This is a genomic window from Stackebrandtia albiflava (assembly GCF_007994225.1).
Lineage (GTDB): Bacteria > Actinomycetota > Actinomycetes > Mycobacteriales > Micromonosporaceae > Stackebrandtia > Stackebrandtia albiflava.
Map to the genome: position 1 here is coordinate 1 of NZ_VLLL01000013.1, position 18,690 is coordinate 18,690.

Here is an 18,690-nt window from a genome sequence, read left to right on the forward strand (position 1 = left end):
ACCGCACCACCAACGGCACCCTCGCCCACCACTGGATCGACGACGGCCACCACACCCCACACCACGACAACTGGGGCGGAAACATCACACCCTGACCGTCAAACGAGACGGACCGTCATCCGGGGAAGGACCCGTCCGGGAACGGAACCGCTCGGCGCCTCACCGATGCGGACCGCGCCCATGCGCCGGTAGAACGGTTCCGCGCCCGGGTCGGCGTCCCAGTTCTCGGCGTTCACGGTTCCGCCACGTCGGCGGGGCGGCATCGAGTCCCGCACCGTGGGCCGCTCCGGCCGAGCCGGTGGCGGGGTTCGCCGGGAGTCAGCGGCAGTCTCGCCGCGCCTGTTCCCGGGCGGTGAACAGCCCGAGCCTGCGCAGCAGTTCTCGGCTCTCACGGTCCGCCGACACGTCACGCCGCGGCCGGATGATCTGTGGCGTTCCCTCACCGTTGACCGTCGTCAGGCACCTGTAGCACATGCGGTCAGGCTACCGCCCTGAATCGACCCTCATGCCGCCGACCTCGGGAACCCAAGGCCGGCAACCGGATCGGGCGACGCCGCGTCGCCGTCGCGGCCCGGGCGGGTAACGGCATGGCGGTCCCGGCGCGGTCCCGGGTATGCTCACCGTCGGTGTGCCGGGAAGCCTGGTCGGCGTCGTCATAGTCGCCGTACCAGTGAGGTCGTACCCGTGTCACCGACATCCCCTTCACGTGCCCGCGTCCGTTCCGGGGCGCTCCGGTGAACCCGACCGACCGGCGCTCCGTCTATCGAGGCGGCGACGCCGGAGACACCATTCGCCGTTGGTGCGACACCCGGCTGCGTGAGTGGCGTACCGACCACGGCACGCGCAGGGTGAGCTGCGAGGACGCGACGGTCCACCTCACCTGCGTCGGCAGCGGTCCCACGAGGGTGGTCCTGGTGCCGGGCACCAACTTCAACGCCGCCACCAGCCGCACGATCGCCGCCGCGCTGGGCGCCCACTGGAGGACCGTGGTCGTCGACCTGCCGGGCCAACCGGGCTTGTCGGACCCGCATCGCCCCCGGACGCCGCACGACGGCTGGTACGGCCGGATCCTTACCGCCGCGCTGGAGGCGATCGACGCCCGTGACGTCGTCGTGGTCGGCCACTCCCTCGGAGCGGCGGTGGCGGCGTCCGCCCGGTCCGACCGCATCGCCGCCCGACTGCTGTGCTCACCCGCCGGGATCACGCGACTGCGCATGGACCCGGTGATGCTGCGCCGTTCCACGGCCTGGCTGCTCGCGCCCACGTGGGAGCGCAGTCGCCGCCTGCTCGAACTGTTCACGGCACCGGGCACGGCACCGGAGACCGACACCGTCGAATGGCTCGGCCTGGTGGCGAAACTGTGCCGGTCGAGCCTGGCTCCGCCACCACAACCGGCCGCCGTCCTACGGGCCTGCGGTGCGGCCCCGTTGATCGTGGCGACCGGTGAACACGACCGGTTCCTGCCGCCCCGGGTCCTGGAGCCGGCGGTGCGGCGGCGCCTGGACACGTCGCTGCGGGTGATACCGGAGGCCGGTCACCTGCTGGTGGAGGAACGTCCCGAGGAGGTCGTCGCGATGGTGGCCGAACTCGCCGAGCGCTGAGGTACCGGGGTTCAGCGGGGCGGCTGCTGCCACGGCGGATGGGCCGGAGCCGACGGAACGGAACGGCGCCGCATGCCGCGTCCGGTGGCGGGGAGGAACGCCATGACGGCGGCGACCAGCCAGAGCAGGAACGCGACACCACTCATCAGGACAGGGCCCGCGAAGAACCCGAACGACATGATGTACACCAGCGCGTAGCCGTAGTAGAGCGCGACGAGCAGGCCGACGACGCCCAGCACGAAACGGGCGAAGTTCAGCCTGAACAGCATGACGAAGGCGAAGGCGAGCACGGTGGTGGCGACCGTCAGGGTCGCGCTGATCGCGAAGTCGATGTTTCCGGTGAACTGGAACGTGAACACCATCCCGATGACGGCGGCCAGTGACAACGGGTCACCGCCGGTGCCGTCCCAGTTGGCGAAGGCCACCACGTACGACAGGACCGCCGCGACGATGAACAGACCGGCCGACAGGTACACCGGTACGGGACTGTGCGAGACGGGGGACGGTGCGACGCCCGGCGGGGGCGGGTACACGGGAGCGGGAACGCCCGACAGGAAACCCTCGGCCTGCGGCGGAGGGAACCCGCCGGGCGGCGGCGTCCCGTAGTGCTGCGGTGGCACCGGTGGCGGTCCGTGGTGGCGCGATGGTGGATGACCGCCCGTCGGTGGTGGATATGCCATGGGTGACAACATAGCGTCACCCGGTGGGTCAGCGTTCGGTGCGGCCGCGGACCTCGGAACGCGTGTCCGAGACCGTGTCCTCGCGGACATCCGACGCCCGGCCGCGCCCGGTCGGGTTCACCTGTGGGAACTCTCCCGCCGAACGGTCGCCCGGTTCGGAACCCTCGGTGCGCGCCTCGCCGTACCGTACCGCCGGACCCGGGTCGTCACTCGGAGACGGGACGTTGACGAGTGCCCAGATCACGAACACGTCCAGCGCGACGATCACTATCGACCAGAGTGGATAGTACGGGATGAACAGGAAGTTCCCCACCGCCGAGACCACGGCCAACGCGATACCGATGGCCCTCGCGACCATGGAACGGCTGTACAGGTAGAGGCCGGTCAACAGGATCAGCACGCCGAGCACCGTGTGGATCCAGCCCCACCAGGTGGTGTCGAGCCCGAAGGTGTACTCCGGCGTGGTGACGAACACCGTGTCCTCCGCGATCGCCGCGATGCCCATGGTGATCTGGAACAGTCCGATCACCAGCAGCGCGGTGGCGGCGAACATGGTGCCGCCGATCGCCCAGGCGTCCCGGGCGGCGTTTCGAGCCATGATGCTCTCCCCTCGTGGCCGACCAGGGGGGTAACGCCAGGATAGTGGGCTCGGCGGTGGGCGGGAGCCGATTCGGGCAGCCGCCCATCGGACGGTCAGACCGTGGGACGGCCGAGCCGGTCGAGCCGATCGAACTGCGCGGTGGTGAGACCGAACCGTGCCGCGGCCACGTTCTCCTCCAGATGCGCACGGCGCGCGGTTCCCGGGATCGGCAGGACCACCGGTGACCTCGCCAGGAGCCACGCCAGGCACACCTGTGTCGGGGTGGCACCGAGCTCGGCGGCGACGGCGGTCACGTCGGGATCGGCACCGGCCTTGCCGTGGGCTATCGGCCGCCACGGCAGGAAGGCGATGTCCGCGGCCTCGCACGCCGCCAGCACCGGTTCGTGCTCGCGGTCGAAGAGGTGGTACCGGTTCTGCACGGACGCTATCGGGGTGATCGCCCGTGCCCGCGAGAGCTCCGACACGCTCACCTCGGACAACCCGATGTGGCCGATCTTGCCGTCCTCGCGCAGCAGTGCCAGCGCGCCGACCTGGTCGTCGAGCGGCACCTCGGGGTCGACCCGGTGCAACTGCAGCAGCTCCAGCCGCTCGACCCGCAGCCGCCGCAACGCGTTGTCGACCTGGGCGCGGAGGACGTGCGGTCGGCCGTCGAGGCGCCAGTCCGCCGGTGGTCCGGAGCCCTCCACGCCGACCTTCGTCGTGACGAGCAGGTTCGCGGGGTAGGGGTGAAGCGCCTCGGCGAGCAGTTCCTCGTTCGCGCCGCCGCCGTACATGTACGCGGTGTCGATCAGTTCGACGCCGAGTTCCACGGCACGTCGGGCCACCGCCCTGGACTCGTCGCGGTCGGCGGGACCCGTGGGGAGGTGCATCGCTCCGAAGCCCAGTCGGCGGACCTCGTGTTCTCCGCCGACGCGGAACGTGGGTGTGGGCATGCGTATCGGACTCCTCGGGCAGGGGAGCGACACGTCACCAACGGGACGGGAGTGACGTTCACCGCACCGAGGTGACGACCCCGGGCAGCTCGACCGGCTCGGGCATACCGGCGGTCGCGCGCCACAGGCCGAACACCGCGGCGGCCGCCACGGCCGCCAGCGCGCCGACGGCCGCGGCCCGTTTGAGCCACCGGAACCGCGCACCGGTGGACGGTGTGACGCCTCGCGTCGCGAACCTGCTCTGATACACCGCCATGTCCCACGCCCCCTCTGCTCGGCTCGACATCCGTGACGACGTCACCGCCGGTCACGGTCCTGTATGAAAGACGTATGAACCAGCCTGCCGGTGTCGGCCGGAACGGACAAGTCGCAGTGACCTTTGCGACAGCGATATCCGTCGTTCGGCCGAGGCCGGTGGGTCGGTCGAGTGGCCGATGCGCCCGCAGTCAGACCTCCTGAAACATCGGCGTCTGATCGGGGAGGGACGCATCAGGTGGATGAATTGCGAGGTGGAGGGTCTTCCGCGTACCGGTGTCGTACGCGGGGGCCCGATGACGCCGCCCTTGCCGTTCCGAGCCGGACAGTTCGATGATTCAGGAGCCCTAAACGCGGATGCGAGGCTCGGCGGCGCTGCGTATCCTTCTCTGTTGGCATGAGCGCTGATCTGGTAACCCCGTCCCGCCTGCGCACCCGGGTGCGCGGGTTGCTGCTGCGTGAACAGGGCCGCCTGCTGCGGCGGATCGACCAGGCCCGCGGCGACGCCGGCCGGCTCGACAGGCTGGCGGAGGAGATCTCCGCCGCCGAGGAGCGGGTGGCCGCCAGGCGGGCCGCCGTTCCCGCGATCGACTACCCGGCGGACCTCCCGGTCAGCCGCCGCAAGGACGAGATAGCCGAGGCGATTCGAGACCACCAGGTGGTCATCGTCGCGGGGGAGACGGGATCGGGGAAGACCACCCAGCTTCCGAAGATCTGTCTCGAACTGGGCCGCGGCGTCCAGGGGATGATCGGGCACACCCAGCCCCGGCGGATCGCCGCGCGCACGGTGGCACAGCGCATCGCCGACGAGCTGCGGACCCCGCTGGGCGAGGCGGTCGGCTGGAAGGTCCGGTTCACCGATCACGTCGGAGAACGGACCTTCTGCAAGGTCATGACCGACGGCGTCCTGCTCGCCGAGATCCACCACGACCGGATGCTGCGCCGCTACGACACGATCATCATCGACGAGGCGCACGAGCGCAGCCTCAACATCGACTTCCTGCTCGGGTACCTGAAGCAGTTGCTGCCCCGGCGGCCGGACCTGAAGGTGGTCATCACCTCGGCCACCATCGACCCCGAGAGGTTCTCGCGGCACTTCGGTGACGCGCCGATCGTGGAGGTCAGTGGCCGGACCTATCCCGTCGAGGTGCGGTACCGGCCCCTGGTCGACGACTCCGACGACGAGACCGACGAGGTGCGTGACCAGATCACCGCCATCACCGAGGCCGCCAGGGAGTTGATGGCCGAGGGCCCGGGGGACATCCTGGTGTTCCTGTCCGGGGAGCGGGAGATCCGCGACACCGCCGAGGCGCTGCAGAAGGAACGGTTCCGGCACACCGAGGTGCTGCCGCTGTACGCCCGACTGTCCACCGCGGACCAACAGAGGGTGTTCGCGCCGCACACCGGCCGCCGGATCGTGTTGGCGACCAACGTCGCGGAGACCTCGCTGACGGTGCCCGGAATCAAGTACGTGATCGATCCCGGGACCGCCCGCATCTCCCGGTACAGCAACCGGACCAAGGTGCAACGTCTGCCGATCGAGCCGGTGTCCCAGGCGTCGGCCAACCAGCGCAAGGGTCGATGTGGACGGACCAGCGACGGGATCTGCATCCGGCTGTACTCCGAGGAGGACTTCGCCGCCCGGCCCGAGTTCACCGACGCGGAGATCCTCCGCACCAACCTGGCGTCCGTCATCCTGCAGATGGTCGCCGCCGGCCTCGGCCGTATCGAACAGTTCCCGTTCATCGATCCGCCGGACCGCCGCAACATCAAGGACGGCACCGCGCTGCTGACCGAGCTGGGCGCGATCGACGACCACGCCGACGGCGAACGCCGGCTCACACCCATCGGGCGCAAGCTCGCCCAGCTGCCCGTCGATCCGCGGCTCGGCCGCATGGTGCTGCAGGCCCACGAGGACGGCTGCCTCCACGAGGTGATGGTGATCGCCTCCGCACTGTCGATTCAGGACCCACGTGAGCGGCCCGTCGACAACCAGCAGGCCGCCGACGCCCGGCACGCCCGGTTCAACGACCCCGCGTCGGACTTCCTCGCCTACCTCAACCTGTGGAACCACCTCCGCGAGGAACAGGCGCAACGGTCCTCCAGCGCGTTCCGCCGCATGTGCAAGGCCGAGTTCCTGCACTTCATGCGGATCCGCGAGTGGCAGGACATCTACGGCCAACTCAAGAGTGTCCTCAAGGGTCTCGACATCGTGCCGCCGGCCGCCACCACCGGCGAACCCGACCTGCAACGGATCCACACCGCGCTGCTGGCGGGCCTGTTGTCACACATCGGCATGAAGGACCCCGAGGCCAACGAGTACCTGGGTGCCCGCAACGCCCGGTTCGCCATCTTCCCGGGCTCCAGCCTGCGTCGCAAGCAGCCCAGGTGGGTGATGTCCGCCGAGCTGGTCGAGACGTCCCGGCTGTGGGCGCGCGTGAACGGCAGGATCGAACCCGAATGGATCGAACCGTTGGCCGGGCACCTCGTCAAACGCAACTACTCCGAACCCCACTGGGAGAAGAAGCGCGCCGCGGTGATGGCCGTGGAGAAGGTCAGCCTCTACGGCCTGCCCATCGTGACCGCGCGGAAGGTCAACTTCGGCCGCATCGACCCGGCGACCAGCCGCGACCTCTTCATACGCAGCGCCCTCGTGGAAGGCGACTGGGACACCCACCACGACTTCTTCGCCCAGAACCGGCGGCTCCTCGAAGAGGTCGAGGACCTCGAGCACCGGGCACGCCGCCGCGACATCCTCGTGGACGAGCAGACCCTCTACGACTTCTACGACGAACGGCTCCCCGCCGACGTCGTCTCCGGCCGCCACTTCGACAGTTGGTGGAAGAAGGCCCGCAAGGCCGACCCGGAACTGTTGAACCTCGAGAAGTCCATGTTGATCAACGAGGCCGCCGACACCGTCGACGCGGCCGACTACCCGGACTTCTTCGAGGCGGGCGGCGTCCGGCTCCCACTGTCCTACCAGTTCGAACCGGGAACCGCCGCCGACGGCGTGACCGTGGACATCCCGCTTCCCGTCCTCGGGCGGCTCGACGCCGACGCCTTCGGCTGGCAGGTCCCCGGACTACGGGAGGAACTGGCGACCGCCTGGATCAAGTCGCTGCCCAAGGCGTTGCGGCGGCCGTTCGCCCCCGCTCCCGACCACGCCAAGGCGGCCCTGCACGGCGTGACACCCGGCGACGGCTCACTGCTGGACACCCTCTCGGTGCGGCTGCGTGACATGCGGGGCGTCACGATCCCCCGCGACGCGTGGGACGAGTCGAAGATCCCCGGCCATCTGCTCATGACGTTCCGCGTCCACGACACCGACGGTGCCGTCCTGGCCGAGGGCAAGGACCTGATCTCGCTGCAACGGCAGCTCAGGCCGCAGGCCCGGGAGGTGCTGGCCGAGACGGTGCCTGGCATCGAGCGGTCCGGGCTCACCGACTGGACCTTCGGCGACCTGCCCAGGTTGCAGGAGCAGCAACGCGCCGGATACAGCCTCAAGGCGTACCCGGCGCTGGTGGACGAGGGCGACAGTGTCGCGATCCGGCTGCACGACACCGAGACCTCCGCCCAGCTCGCCATGTGGCACGGCGTGCGCCGGCTGCTCCGGTTGACCCTGCCGTCACCGGTCAAGCCGATGCTCGCCGGACTGTCCAGCGCGACCAAACTCGCATTGGGCGCGAACCCGTACGACGGAGTCCCGGCCCTGCTCGACGACTGCGTGCGCACCGCGCTCGACAAGCTCATGATCGACCACGGGGGCGCGTCCTGGGAGGAGGCGGGATTCCAGCGGCTCCGCCAGGCGGTACGCCCCGAGTTGACTCCCACGACGATGGGCGTCGCCGAGAAGGTCGCCGAGATCCTCACCGCCGAGCGCAGGGTGTCCGGTGCCCTGTCCGGTCGTTTCGCCTTCGCGCACCTGGCCGCGTTGCAGGACATGAAGCGGCAGGCGGCGGCACTGGTGTTCAACGGTTTCGTGAGCGCGTCGGGATGGTGGCGGCTCCCGGACCTGGTCCGGTATCTGACCGCGATCGAGCGGCGCGCCGAGAAGCTGCCCAAGGCCGGCGACGCCGACGCGGTGCGGATGGCCAGGGTCCACGAGGTGGAGGCCGCCTACCACGAGTTCGCGCGGGCGATGCCCGCCGCGGCGGCCTCACCGCAGGGGCAGGAGGTGCGCTGGATGTGCGAGGAACTGCGCGTGAGCCTCTTCGCTCAGGAGTTGGGCACCCGTTATCCGGTGAGCGACAAGCGGATCCACGCGGCGATCAAGGCGCTGCGCTGACCGTTCCGTGCCGACCCGGTGGGTGCGGGGACCCGGAACGTCAGGGCACCTCGCTGCAGCTCTCCTCGTCGGCGGCCATCTCCACCACGATGACGATCTCGGAGTCGGCCGGCACCTCGGTGTCGGGCGCGGGCCGCTGTTCCACGACGCCGCACTCGAACTGGCCGGTTCCCCGCGGCTCCGGACGGATGTTGGTGAACCCCTCTTCCCGCAACTCGGCCTCGGCGTCGGCGGCGGACTCCTCCAGGACGTCCGGGACCCGGATCGGGGTCGGATCCGGTGACGGACTCGGGTCCTGATCGTTCCCGCTCTGGTCACCACCGGAACCGGAGTCCTGGGTGTCGTCCTCGGCCCCGTCCGGCGAGGACTCCGGGGACGACTCGGACGAGGACGTACTCGTCCCACTACCCGGGTCGGCGTCGGCCTCCTCCGGCGTGTCGGGGTTCCACGGCTGGAGGATCAGCAACGCCACCATGACCGCGACCACGCCGACCGCGACGGCGGCCACCGCACCCAGTTTCCCGCCCCGGCGGCCCTCCTCCGTGTCGGCCGGGCGGGCCGCGTGGACGCCGGTGTCGTGTCGGGGAGGCGGTGGTGGTGCCATCGGCCGCGCCACCCCACGCGGTGAGGTGTGCTGCGGCGGCGACTGCGGCATCATGCGCGTCGCGGACGCCGGTGCGATCGGTGCGACCATCGTCCGGGTGTGGGACGGGCCGCGGCCCTGCGCCGCGTCCCGGCACGCCTGGGCGAACGCCTCGGCGGACGGGAACCGGTCGGCGGGGTTCTTCGCCAGTGCCCGCATGACGAGATCGGCGACGGGTGGTGGGACGTCGTTCGGCAACGGCGGCGGCTGGTGGCCGATGTGACCGGCGATGATGGCGGCGGGCGTGTCACCGGTGAACGGTTTGCGGCCCGACAGGCATTCGTAGGCGACGATCCCCAGCGAGTACACGTCCGAGGCGCCGGTCAACGGCTGACCGTGCAGCTGCTCGGGTGACACGTAGGCGGTGGTGCCCATGATCATGCCGGTGCTGGTCAGTCCGGCCTCGCCGTTGGCGCGTGCGATCCCGAAGTCGACGATCTTGGGCTTGCCGCCCCGTCGTGTGATGAGGATGTTGGCGGGCTTGACGTCCCGGTGGATGATCCCGGCCTGGTGTGCCGAGTGCAGCGCCTCGGCGGCCTCGGCCAGGATGCGCAGCAGCTCGGTCTGGTCGATCCGGCCGAGCTCCGACAACAGCGACGACAGCGAGCGGCCCTCGACGAACTCCATGATCAGGTAACACAGCGAGCCCTCGGGCGTGGAGTCCTCGCCGTAGTCGTAGATGTTGACGATGCCCGGGGCGGCGAGCGCCGCCACCGCACGCGCCTCCACCTCGAAACGCCGCCGGAACATCTCGTCGTTCGACAGGCCGGCGTGGAGGACCTTGACGGCGACCGTCCGGTTGAGGCGCGTGTCGGTGCCCCGCCAGACGGTGCCCATGCCACCGGAGTCCACCCGGTCGTCCAGTCGGTAGCGACCGCCGAGCAGCTGTCCGACGCGCATCGTGCTCCTCCCCCGGAAGTAGATCGACGTCCGATTATGTCATGTCCGTCGAGGCCGACCCGCGTTCCGGTGCCCGCGTGGACGACGTCGGAGTCGGCGATGCGGTGGCGCACACGGGACCGGGACGTGTTCCCGCCGGTCGGGTGGGACACCGGGTGAGCGAGCTCTCGTTGCGCCCGCGACTATTGTTGCCGCGTGACAGAAGACGTCTACGACGTGCATGGGCCGGCGACGCATCGGGCGCTCCGAGACGCGTGGGAGATGTGGGGCGAGGTCGACGAGCACGTGATCGGGCACCTCGTCAACCCGTCGTTCATGGGTGGCCCCTCCTGGCCCGCCACCCGCCAGGCGCACGTCATCGTGCGCCGCGACGGAGGAGGCGGCCTGCTGCTGGCCAGCGACGGGCTCGCCGACCCCATCGAGTGGGACGACGCGCCGCCCTCCAACGGCTTCGGCGCCGAGGTCTACGCGATGACCGCCGACACCTTCGAGGACACCGGTACCACGGGACTCGCCGGTGAATGGCTGGGCAGGGTCGTGATGGCCACCTCCCAGATCGTGGCGGGCAACGGCCCCTCCTTCGCCAGGATGCTCGCGGAGAACGGCACACTGACGGTCGGGTTCCCCAACGCGCAACTACCCGGCGAGCACGGCGCGAAGTACATGGACGAGGCCGGGAGTCTCGTGGTGATGCTCGGCCTCACCGGGCCGGAGATCCCGGACTCCGTCGACGGCCCGCTGTCGTCGATCCGGCTCGTCAACATCAAACTGCTGACGGCGGCCGAGGCGGCGTTCTGCATCGAGGGCGGCCGTGGTGACGGCTCGGCCCGTACGGAACTCGTCACGCGGTTCGCCGCTCAGGGCCACGTCCTGTGGTCCAGCCTGTACCGGCCCTCGGTGGTCTGACCCGCCGTACCAGAGCCCGGAGGGTCGGCCGCCGGCGTGCGGCGGCCACCCCGTCTCAGCCCTGCCAGGAACGCCACAGGTGGGCGTAGTGCCCGTCCGCGGCGACCAGGTCGTCGTGCGGACCCAGTTCCGCGATGCGGCCGGCCTGCACGACCGCGATCCGGTCCGCGTCGTGCGCGGTGTGGAGCCGGTGGGCGATCGCGATGACGGTCCGCCCCGCCAGCACCGCCGCGAGGTGGCGCTCCAGGTGCCGGGCGGCACGCGGGTCCAGCAGCGAGGTCGCCTCGTCCAGCACCAACACCTTCGGGTCGGCCAGCACCAGGCGCGCCAGCGCGATCTGCTGGGCCTGCGACGGCTCCAGCGACCTCTCACCGGAACCCACCCTGGTGTCCAGTCCGTCGGGGAGTTCCGCGACCCAGTCGGCGGCGTCGACGGCGGCCAGCGCCGCGGTGATCCGCGCGTCGTCGGCGGACGGGTCCGCCAGCGCCAGGTTGTCGCGGACCGTGCCGATGAACACGTGATGCTCCTGGGTGACCAGCAGCACCTCGTCGCGCAGCTCGTCGAGCGTCAGGTCCGCCACGGCCCGTCCGTTGAGGGTGATGCTGCCGTGGCCGGGATTGTCGATCCCGGCGATGAGCCGTCCCAGCGTCGACTTCCCCGCCCCGGACGGGCCGACGATGGCGAGCCGTTCACCCCGGGTGACCGTCAGGTCCACGTCGTGCAGCACGTCGTGCCCGTCGGTGTAGGCGTACCGGACCCGTTCGGCGCGCACGGCCGGGCCGTGCCGGGGAGCGGTGGACCGACCGGCGGTCTCCTCGTCGCGCGTGGGACCGACCCCGATGATGCGGCCCATGGACGCCTCTCCGGTCTGGAGCTCGTCCAGGAGCGCCAGCAGCATGAACATCGGTTCGCCCGCCTGATTGGCGTACAGGACCGCCGCCGTCACCATGCCCAGCGAGATCATGTCGGCCCCGTACATCAGGCCACCCGTGAGCAGGACCGCCGCCACCGGAAGCGTCACGCCGAAGTCGAGGGACGGCATCAGCACGTTCCGCAGGAACAGGGTGCGCCGCTCCGCCCGGTAGGACGCGGCGATGCGCCGGTCGCCCCGGCTGATCCGGTCGTGCGCCAACCGCAGCGCCTCGATCGTGCGGGCGCCGTCCACCGTCGCGGCCAGTTCCTCGTTGATCTCGCTGTAGGTGGCGCTCTCGGCCAGGTACGCCGGGCGGGCGCGACGCAGGTACCACCGCACCGGCCCCCACAGCACCGGAACCGTCACGGCCAGCGCGACCACGGCCAGGATCGGGCTCACCAGTACCAGCGCGACCATGATGAACACCAGGCTCACCAGGTGGACGAGGCTCTCGGGCGCGGCATACCGCAGCACCCGGCCCAGTTGCGACACGTCGCGTGAACTGCGGGTCATCAGGTCGCCGGTACCCGCGCGTTCCACCGTCTTCAGCGGCAGTGCCAGCGCCCGTTTGACGAAGTCCTCGCGCATCCGCGCCATGATGGTCTCGCCGAACCGGCCCGACACGAAGTGGGACAGGCCCGCGAACACGGACTGCGCCACGACGAATCCGGCCACGGCGAAGGCGATGGAGTCGACCCCGCCGTCGCCCGCCGTGACCTTGTCGATGAGCATCCCCAGCAACCACGGCGCCCCGAGACCGGCCGCGGAGGCGCAGGCGTAGAGCACGACGGTCCACGTCAACTGGCCACGGTGTTCACGGGCCAGGCGCCCCACGTGCCGCAGTGTCTCGGCCGTCTCGGCCACCGGCAGTCCGGTCTTCACACCGACACCTCCGCTTCGCTGGTCTCGGTCTCACGGGCGACGACTGCGCGGTATCGCGGTTCGGTGCGGAGCAGGTCGCGGTGCGGACCGGTCGCGCACACCTCTCCGTCGGCCACGAAGCACACCTCGTCGGCCTGTTCCAGCATCAGCGGTGACGTGGTGGCCACCAGGGTGGTGCGGCCCGCCCGGTGGGCGCGCAGCCGGTGCGCGATCAACGCCTCGGTGTGGGCGTCCACGGCCGACGTCGGTTCCACGAGGATCAGGATCGGCGGGTCGACGAGCAGCGCGCGTGCCAGCCGGAGCCGCTGCCGTTGCCCGCCCGACACGTTGCGGCCGTCGGGTTCCAGCTCGCCGTCGAGACCCCCGAGACTGTCGACGGCGTCTCCCGCCACCGCCGTGTCGACGGCCGCCATGACGTGCGCCTCGTCGGCGCGACCGGACAGGTCGAGCTGTTCTCGCAACGGCCCCGAGAAGAAGTACGCCTCGTTGTCGGCCACCAGGACGTCACGCCGCACGTCGGCCAGTCGCAGTTCGGTCAACGGGATGCCGTCGGCGGTGGCCGCCGAGTCGACGTAACGGCCGAGCCGGTCGGCGATCGCGACGGCGTCGCCGGGGTCGGCGCACGCCAACGCGGTGAAGTGCCCCGGTCGCAGTACCAGCCCGGACTCCGGGTCGGCGAGTTCGGAGATCGGGTCGGGTGCGGCGGTGGTGCCGGTGTCGGCGACCGCGGGGGTCACCCGCAACAGGGCCACGATCCGGCGGGCGGAGGCGTGCGCGGAGGTGTACTTGCGTGCCGTCTCCAGGAAGGTGCTCATCGGCATGATGAGGAACGACGTGTACCCGAAGACGGCGACGAGTTCACCGGCCGTGATGTCGCCGGCGACGGTGAGCCGGGCCCCGATCCAGGTGACCGCCACCAGAAGCAGGCCCGGAAGCAACATCTGGAGACTCTTCATCACCGCGCTGGAGACGGCGACCCGGATGCCGGAGTCGCGGACCTCACCGGACTGCCTGGTGTACTGCTCGGCGAACAGCTGTTCACCGCCGATACCGCGCAGGACGCGCAGCCCGGCGACGATGTCGTTGGCGCGGGAGGTCAGGACGCCCTGTTCCTCCCGGTAGGTGTGCTCGCGGGTCTGCAGCGGTTTCAACAACGGCCCCACCACCAGCGCCTGGAGGGGCAGGCCGATGAGGATCACCGCTCCCAGCAGCGGCGAGATGTTCAGCAGCACCATCGCCACGGCCACGAAGGTCACGACCGCGCCGGTCGCCCGACCCAGCACGTCCAGGGCGGTGCCGATCGTCACCGGGTCGGCGCTTCCCACCGACACGACCTCGCCGGTGGAGATCCGGCGGGGCAGCACCCCGCCGACGCGGGTGGCGTGCCGCGTCGTCAACTGCACCGTGCGGTATGCGCCGACGAGGAAGTTGTAGACGGCCATCTGGTGCCGGATCATGCCGAGCAGCGCCATGGCGGCGGCGAGTACGAAGATGATCCCGGCCCACAACAGGAGGGCGTCGGTGTCACGGGCGGCGACGCCCGCGTCGATGCCCTGACCGATGGCGCCGGGAAGGGCGCCGATGCACGCCATCCACGCGGTGCCGAAGAAGCCGGCGACGACGAGGGTGCGCCACTGACGGCTCAGCAGCCACAGTAGGAACCGCACCGGTGACCGGGTGTCGGGTTCGCCCGGATCGGGCAGGGGGAGTGGTTTCATCAGGCGCATAGCGGTTTGACGCTACGGAGCCGCGAACCCCGGCGGCAAGCGATTTACGTATGGCCTTGCTCTCCCCGTGGCGCGTGCGCGCGCGACGGTCCGGAGTGTCCGCCGGATCACGTCCGACGTGGGGGAACACGGTGCCGGCGAGCCGTCGCGGCGCCGCCCGGAGGACGTGGGTGTTCCGGGCGGCGCCACGTCGGTGGTCAGCTGTCGAGGTGTGCCGAGACCATGCCCGCCACCGCGGCCATCCCCTTGGCGTTGGGGTGGATCGGCGCGGCGGGTTGGGTGGGTACGACGCCCTCGATCCAGCGGACGTCCTCGTCCTGGCACACGTCGTGCCCTCGGGTGAAGACGTCGACGTACTGGACGCCGTGGTCGGCCGCGAGGTCGGCGATCGTGGTGTTGAGCGCCTGTTCGACGCCGTCGAGGTAGGCGACGTCCCCGCGCGCGAGCGTCACCTTCGGCCAGCAGCCCCGGGACTCCGGAAGGATGGCCGGGTAACCGACCGCCAGCACCGTCGCGCCCGGGGCGCGTTCGCGTATCGCGGCGAAGACCGCGGCGATGTCGTCGGCGGTGTCGGCGATGCGCTGCCGCAGCTCGTCCACTCCGGTGCCGGTGTACTGCCGCTCGCAGGGGTTGCCGAGCGGATTGAGGGCGCCCTTCTTGATGCAGTTGATCATGATGTCCGCGAAGCCGACGTCGTTGCCGCCGATCCCGACCGTCACCAGGGTGGTGTCGGCGGTGACCGCGTCGAGCTGGGCGGGGTTGGTGCCGAGCGTGGTGGTCTGCGGCGCGAACATGTCCTCGGTCTGGGCGCCGGTGCAGGAGACGTCGACGAACTCGCCGGCGCCGACCCGTTCCGCCAGCAGCGACGGGTAGTTGCGGTCCGACCGTAGGCATCCCAGCGGTGAACCGCCCTGGTCGGGGATGACCGGTCCGGCCACGAAGGAGTCTCCGAGCGCGACGTAACGGGACGGATCGGCGGCGTGGGCCGTGCCGGCGGACACCGGCAGTGACATGGCGGCGACTGTGAGTGCGGCGACGAGGCCGCGAAGACGTGGGGACATCGGGGAGCACACTCCTTGGCTCACGGGAAGGGCGACCGAGGTCAAAGTCATGGGGACATCGAGACATGTCGTCTATGACGTCGGTGCGCGGACCATCGGATTGTCCCGTGACCGGCGCGCTCTACGGTGGAGCCACGCCGTGGCGCGCGGTTGTCCCGGCGTGTCAGTGGTTCTCGGGGTAACCCAGTTCCGGCGCCGACACGTCGGCCAGTGCCAGCCGGATCTCCGGCGGCAGGAACACCGCCTCGGCGGCCAGCGCGCCGCGCAACTGGGCGGCGTTGCGGGCGCCCACGACGGCCGAGGTCACCCCCGGCTGGTCGCGCACCCACGACAGCGCCACCTCCAGGGGGGTCACCCCCAGGCCGTCCGCGGCGGTGGCGACCGCCTCGACGATCCCGGCACAGCGGTCATCCAGATAGGACGATACGAAGCGCCCCCACTGCGGCGACGACGCGCGCGAGTCGGAGGGTCGTCCGTAGCGGTACTTCCCGGTCAGGACCCCACGACCCAGCGGCGACCAGGCCAGGACGCCCACGTCCATCGCGAGGCAGGCCGGCAACACCTCGCGTTCGATCCCCCGCTGCACCAGCGAATACTCCACCTGGTTGGCGGTGATGGGCACCCGGCCCGGCCACGCCCGCTGCCAGGCGACGGCCCGGCCGGTCTGCCAACCGGTGTGATTGGACAGACCCACGTACCGCGCCCGGCCGGACGCCACCGCGTGGTCCAGGGTGGCCAGTGTCTCCTCCATCGGGGTGTCCGGGTCGTGGACGTGCAGTTGCCACAGGTCGACGTGATCGGTGCCCAGACGTTGCAGCGACGCGTCCAGCGCCCGCAGCAGATGTCCCCTGGAGGTGTTGCGGTGCCGGGGTTCCCGGGCCACCACACCGGACTTGGTGGAGAGGTGGACCTCGCTTCGCGGCACCACCTTGTCCAGCAGTTCCCCCAGTACCGTCTCCGCGGCCCCCTGCCCGTAGATGTCGGCGGTGTCGACGAGGGTGCCGCCGGCCTCGGTGAACGTGGTGAGCTGCGCCGCCGCGTCGTCGACGTCGAAGTCGCTGCCGACTCCCCACGTCATCGTCCCCAGCCCCAACCGGGACACTTCAAAGCCGCTCAGGCCCAACGGTCGCTGCTCCACAAGCACTGAACCTACCGGGCGGCGGCGGTCGGTGGCCAGCGCACACCGTCGTCACTCCGGGTCAGTCGGCGACTCCCCGCGCCCGCGCGGAGGGCCGCGTCTGCTGTGGTGGCGCGGAGGTGGGCCGCTAGGCTGGTTCGGCCCGCCCCGCCGCCGGGCGCGGCGATCTGACAGGCGGAACACGGCGACCGATCGGAGACCACAATGCGCTTGGGACTGAGCCTCGGATACTGGGGGAGCGGAGCCGATCCGCAATCCCACCTGGCCGCCGCCCGGGAGGCCGAGCGGCTCGGTTACTCGGTGGTGTGGGCCGCCGAGGCTTACGGTTCCGACTCGGTCACCATGCTCACCTGGCTGGCCGCTCACACCGAGCGCATCGACGTGGGTGCGGCGGTCATGCAGATCCCCGCGCGTGCCGCGACCATGACCGCGATGACCGCGGCGAGCCTGGACACCCTGTCGGGCGGCCGGTTCCGTCTCGGCCTGGGCGTCTCCGGGCCGCAGGTGTCGGAGGGCTGGTACGGCGTGCCGTTCGCCAAGCCGCTGGGCCGGACCCGGGAGTACGTCGACGTGGTCCGTCAGGTCCTCGGCGGCGGACCGGTGAGCCTGTCCGGTGAGCACATCACGCTGCCGCTGCCCGACGGCCCCGGAAAGCCGCTTCGGTTGGCGATGCGCCCGTCGCGGTCCGACATCCCGCTGTACCTCGCGGTGATCGGCCCCAAGAACCTGGAGCTCGCCGGAGAGATCGCCGACGGCTGGCTGGGCGTGTTCTTCGCGCCCGAGTACGCGGCCGACCAGCTCGCCTGCGTCGCCCGGGGAGCGGAGAAGGCGGGCAAGCCCGGACTGGCCGGTTTCGACGTGGTGCCCACCGTGCCGGTCGTCGTGGGCGCCGACCTGGAGGCGTGCGCCGACGCGGTCCGCGCCTACTGCGCGCTCTACATCGGAGGAATGGGCAGCCGCAAGCAGAACTTCTACAACCAGTTGGCGACCCGGATGGGCTTCGGTGACGCCGCCGCGCAGGTGCAGGAGCTGTACCTGGCCAAGAAGCACCGGGAGGCCGCGGCGGCCGTCCCGTTCGAGTTCATCGACCGGACGTCGTTGCTGGGTCCCCCCGACCGGATCGCCGACCGGTTGACCGCGTTCGCCGAGGCGGGGGTGACGACCCTGTCGGTGACCACGTTCGCACCCGACGTCGAGTCGCGCCTGGCGACGCTGCGCGCGGTGGCCGAGGCGGCCGAGTCGTCCGGGGCGGCGGAGTAGTGGAGATCTGGCAAGCCGTCGTCCTCGGGATCGTGGAGGGCCTCACGGAGTTCCTTCCGGTCTCCTCGACCGGGCACCTCACGGTGGTCAGCCAGTGGATCGGTCTGGACGCCGACTCCTCCGCCGTCATCGGGTTCAACGCGATCATCCAGACCGCCGCCGTCGTGGCCCTGCTGATCTACTTCGCCAAGGACATCTGGCGCATCACCGCCGGGTTCTTCCGGGGACTGTTCTCGGCGCGTCACCGGTCGGCCTTCGAGTACCGGTTCGGTTGGTACGTCATCATCGGCTCGGTGCCGATCGTGTTGGCGGGCCTGTTCCTTGAGGACTCGATCGACTCGCTGTTCAACCTCTGGTTCGTGGCGTTCGGCATGATCGGTTGGAGCTTCGTGCTGTGGTTCGCCGAGTACGCGGCGACCAACCAGCGCGGCGAGGCGCAGATCAACCTGAAGGACGCGTTGTTCGTCGGCATCCTGCAGTGCGTGGCCCTGTTCCCGGGCGTCTCGCGCTCGGGTGCCTCGATGTCGGCGGGCATGCTGCGCGACCTGGACAGGGTCTCGGCGACCCGCCTGGCGTTCTTCCTGGGCATCCCGGCGCTGACCGGTGCGGGTGTCCTGGAGGGCGCGGAGGCGTTCAACCAGGACGTCGGCGCGGTACCGGTGATCGTCGGCATGGTGGTCAGCGCCGGTGTCGCCTACGCGGCGGTGGCGTGGCTGCTGAAGTTCGTCTCGCGAAGCAGCCTCATGCCGTTCGTGTGGTACCGCATCGGGTTCGGTGTCGTCCTGATGATCCTGCTCGGAACCGGTCTGGTGCAGGCGACCTGACCCGCGGCGGCCTCCCGCTCGCGACCGCCGGAGCGGGTGAGATCCAGGGCACGTGGTGATCCGATCGTCGCCGTCGGGGCCG

At 70.6% G+C, this 18,690-nt stretch carries 16 protein-coding genes and 1 pseudogene; 6 read left to right on the plus strand and 11 right to left on the minus strand.

All coding sequences use genetic code 11. From position 1 onward, the window contains the following. Positions 1-95 (plus strand): hypothetical protein (locus LX16_RS28350; protein WP_211354793.1); only part of this gene is annotated, 95 nt, incomplete at its 5' end. 3 nt (positions 96-98) lie between these two features. On the opposite strand, the pseudogene LX16_RS25925 reads toward LX16_RS28350, so the two are convergent. Both LX16_RS25925 and LX16_RS26820 read right to left on the minus strand, forming a co-directional pair. Beyond that, positions 99-218 (minus strand): annotated as a pseudogene (locus LX16_RS25925) (GNAT family N-acetyltransferase); the annotation flags it as partial. Between the two features lie 100 nt (positions 219-318). After that, positions 319-474 (minus strand): hypothetical protein, encoded by a 156-nt coding sequence (locus LX16_RS26820; RefSeq protein WP_158645748.1) that lies wholly within the window; start codon positions 472-474, stop codon positions 319-321. Between the two features lie 260 nt (positions 475-734). Here LX16_RS26820 and LX16_RS25930 point away from each other — a divergent pair, with 260 nt between their 5' ends. Then, entirely contained in the window at positions 735-1,601 is an 867-nt protein-coding gene (locus tag LX16_RS25930; protein WP_158645749.1) for an alpha/beta fold hydrolase, read from the plus strand. Between the two features lie 11 nt (positions 1,602-1,612). Here LX16_RS25930 and LX16_RS25935 read toward each other — a convergent pair whose 3' ends face one another. The 4 genes from LX16_RS25935 to LX16_RS25950 all read right to left on the minus strand — a co-directional run bounded on the left by LX16_RS25935 (position 1,613) and on the right by LX16_RS25950 (position 4,100). Next, positions 1,613-2,221: a hypothetical protein gene (locus tag LX16_RS25935; RefSeq protein WP_158645750.1), complete on the minus strand. Its 609-nt coding sequence runs from the start codon at positions 2,219-2,221 to the stop codon at positions 1,613-1,615. Between the two features lie 88 nt (positions 2,222-2,309). Next, positions 2,310-2,879 carry a DUF7144 family membrane protein gene (locus tag LX16_RS27330; RefSeq protein ID WP_211354785.1) on the minus strand — a complete coding sequence of 190 codons (570 nt, stop codon included), beginning with the start codon at positions 2,877-2,879 and terminating at the stop codon, positions 2,310-2,312. 95 nt (positions 2,880-2,974) lie between these two features. Continuing rightward, positions 2,975-3,814, minus strand: coding sequence for an aldo/keto reductase (locus LX16_RS25945; protein WP_147144614.1), 840 nt, complete (start codon positions 3,812-3,814; stop codon positions 2,975-2,977). A 58-nt stretch (positions 3,815-3,872) separates the two neighbouring features. Further along, a complete protein-coding gene (locus LX16_RS25950) occupies positions 3,873-4,100 on the minus strand; it encodes a hypothetical protein (RefSeq protein WP_147144615.1) in 228 nt (75 codons plus the stop codon). A 366-nt stretch (positions 4,101-4,466) separates the two neighbouring features. Between LX16_RS25950 and hrpA the strand changes: the two genes are divergently transcribed. Further along, the gene (hrpA, locus tag LX16_RS25955) at positions 4,467-8,354 is read left to right on the plus strand and encodes an ATP-dependent RNA helicase HrpA (RefSeq protein WP_147144616.1); all 3,888 of its coding nucleotides are present in this window, start codon (positions 4,467-4,469) and stop codon (positions 8,352-8,354) included. Positions 8,355-8,394: 40 nt separating this feature from the next. Here hrpA and LX16_RS25960 read toward each other — a convergent pair whose 3' ends face one another. Then, entirely contained in the window at positions 8,395-9,897 is a 1,503-nt protein-coding gene (locus LX16_RS25960) for a serine/threonine-protein kinase (protein WP_147144617.1), read from the minus strand. A gap of 195 nt (positions 9,898-10,092) precedes the next feature. Between LX16_RS25960 and LX16_RS25965 the strand changes: the two genes are divergently transcribed. Beyond that, a complete protein-coding gene (locus LX16_RS25965) occupies positions 10,093-10,803 on the plus strand; it encodes a hypothetical protein (RefSeq protein WP_147144618.1) in 711 nt (236 codons plus the stop codon). Between the two features lie 55 nt (positions 10,804-10,858). On the opposite strand, the gene LX16_RS25970 is transcribed toward LX16_RS25965, so the two are convergent. The 4 genes from LX16_RS25970 to LX16_RS25985 all read right to left on the minus strand — a co-directional run bounded on the left by LX16_RS25970 (position 10,859) and on the right by LX16_RS25985 (position 16,524). Then, positions 10,859-12,598 (minus strand): ABC transporter ATP-binding protein, encoded by a 1,740-nt coding sequence (locus LX16_RS25970; RefSeq protein ID WP_147144619.1) that lies wholly within the window; start codon positions 12,596-12,598, stop codon positions 10,859-10,861. Beyond that, positions 12,595-14,316, minus strand: coding sequence for an ABC transporter ATP-binding protein (locus LX16_RS25975; RefSeq protein WP_147144620.1), 1,722 nt, complete (start codon positions 14,314-14,316; stop codon positions 12,595-12,597). The genes LX16_RS25970 and LX16_RS25975 overlap by 4 nt, the downstream gene beginning before the upstream one ends. Before the next feature lie 206 nt (positions 14,317-14,522). Beyond that, entirely contained in the window at positions 14,523-15,386 is an 864-nt protein-coding gene (locus tag LX16_RS25980) for an SGNH/GDSL hydrolase family protein (RefSeq protein WP_147144621.1), read from the minus strand. A gap of 163 nt (positions 15,387-15,549) precedes the next feature. Continuing rightward, a complete protein-coding gene (locus LX16_RS25985; RefSeq protein ID WP_147144622.1) occupies positions 15,550-16,524 on the minus strand; it encodes an aldo/keto reductase in 975 nt (324 codons plus the stop codon). A gap of 204 nt (positions 16,525-16,728) precedes the next feature. Between LX16_RS25985 and LX16_RS25990 the strand changes: the two genes are divergently transcribed. Next, the gene (locus LX16_RS25990; protein ID WP_147144623.1) at positions 16,729-17,784 is read left to right on the plus strand and encodes an LLM class F420-dependent oxidoreductase; all 1,056 of its coding nucleotides are present in this window, start codon (positions 16,729-16,731) and stop codon (positions 17,782-17,784) included. Continuing rightward, positions 17,784-18,608 (plus strand): undecaprenyl-diphosphate phosphatase, encoded by an 825-nt coding sequence (locus tag LX16_RS25995; protein ID WP_147144624.1) that lies wholly within the window; start codon positions 17,784-17,786, stop codon positions 18,606-18,608. Before LX16_RS25990 ends, LX16_RS25995 begins: the two co-directional genes overlap by 1 nt. Positions 18,609-18,690: the final 82 nt, after the last annotated feature.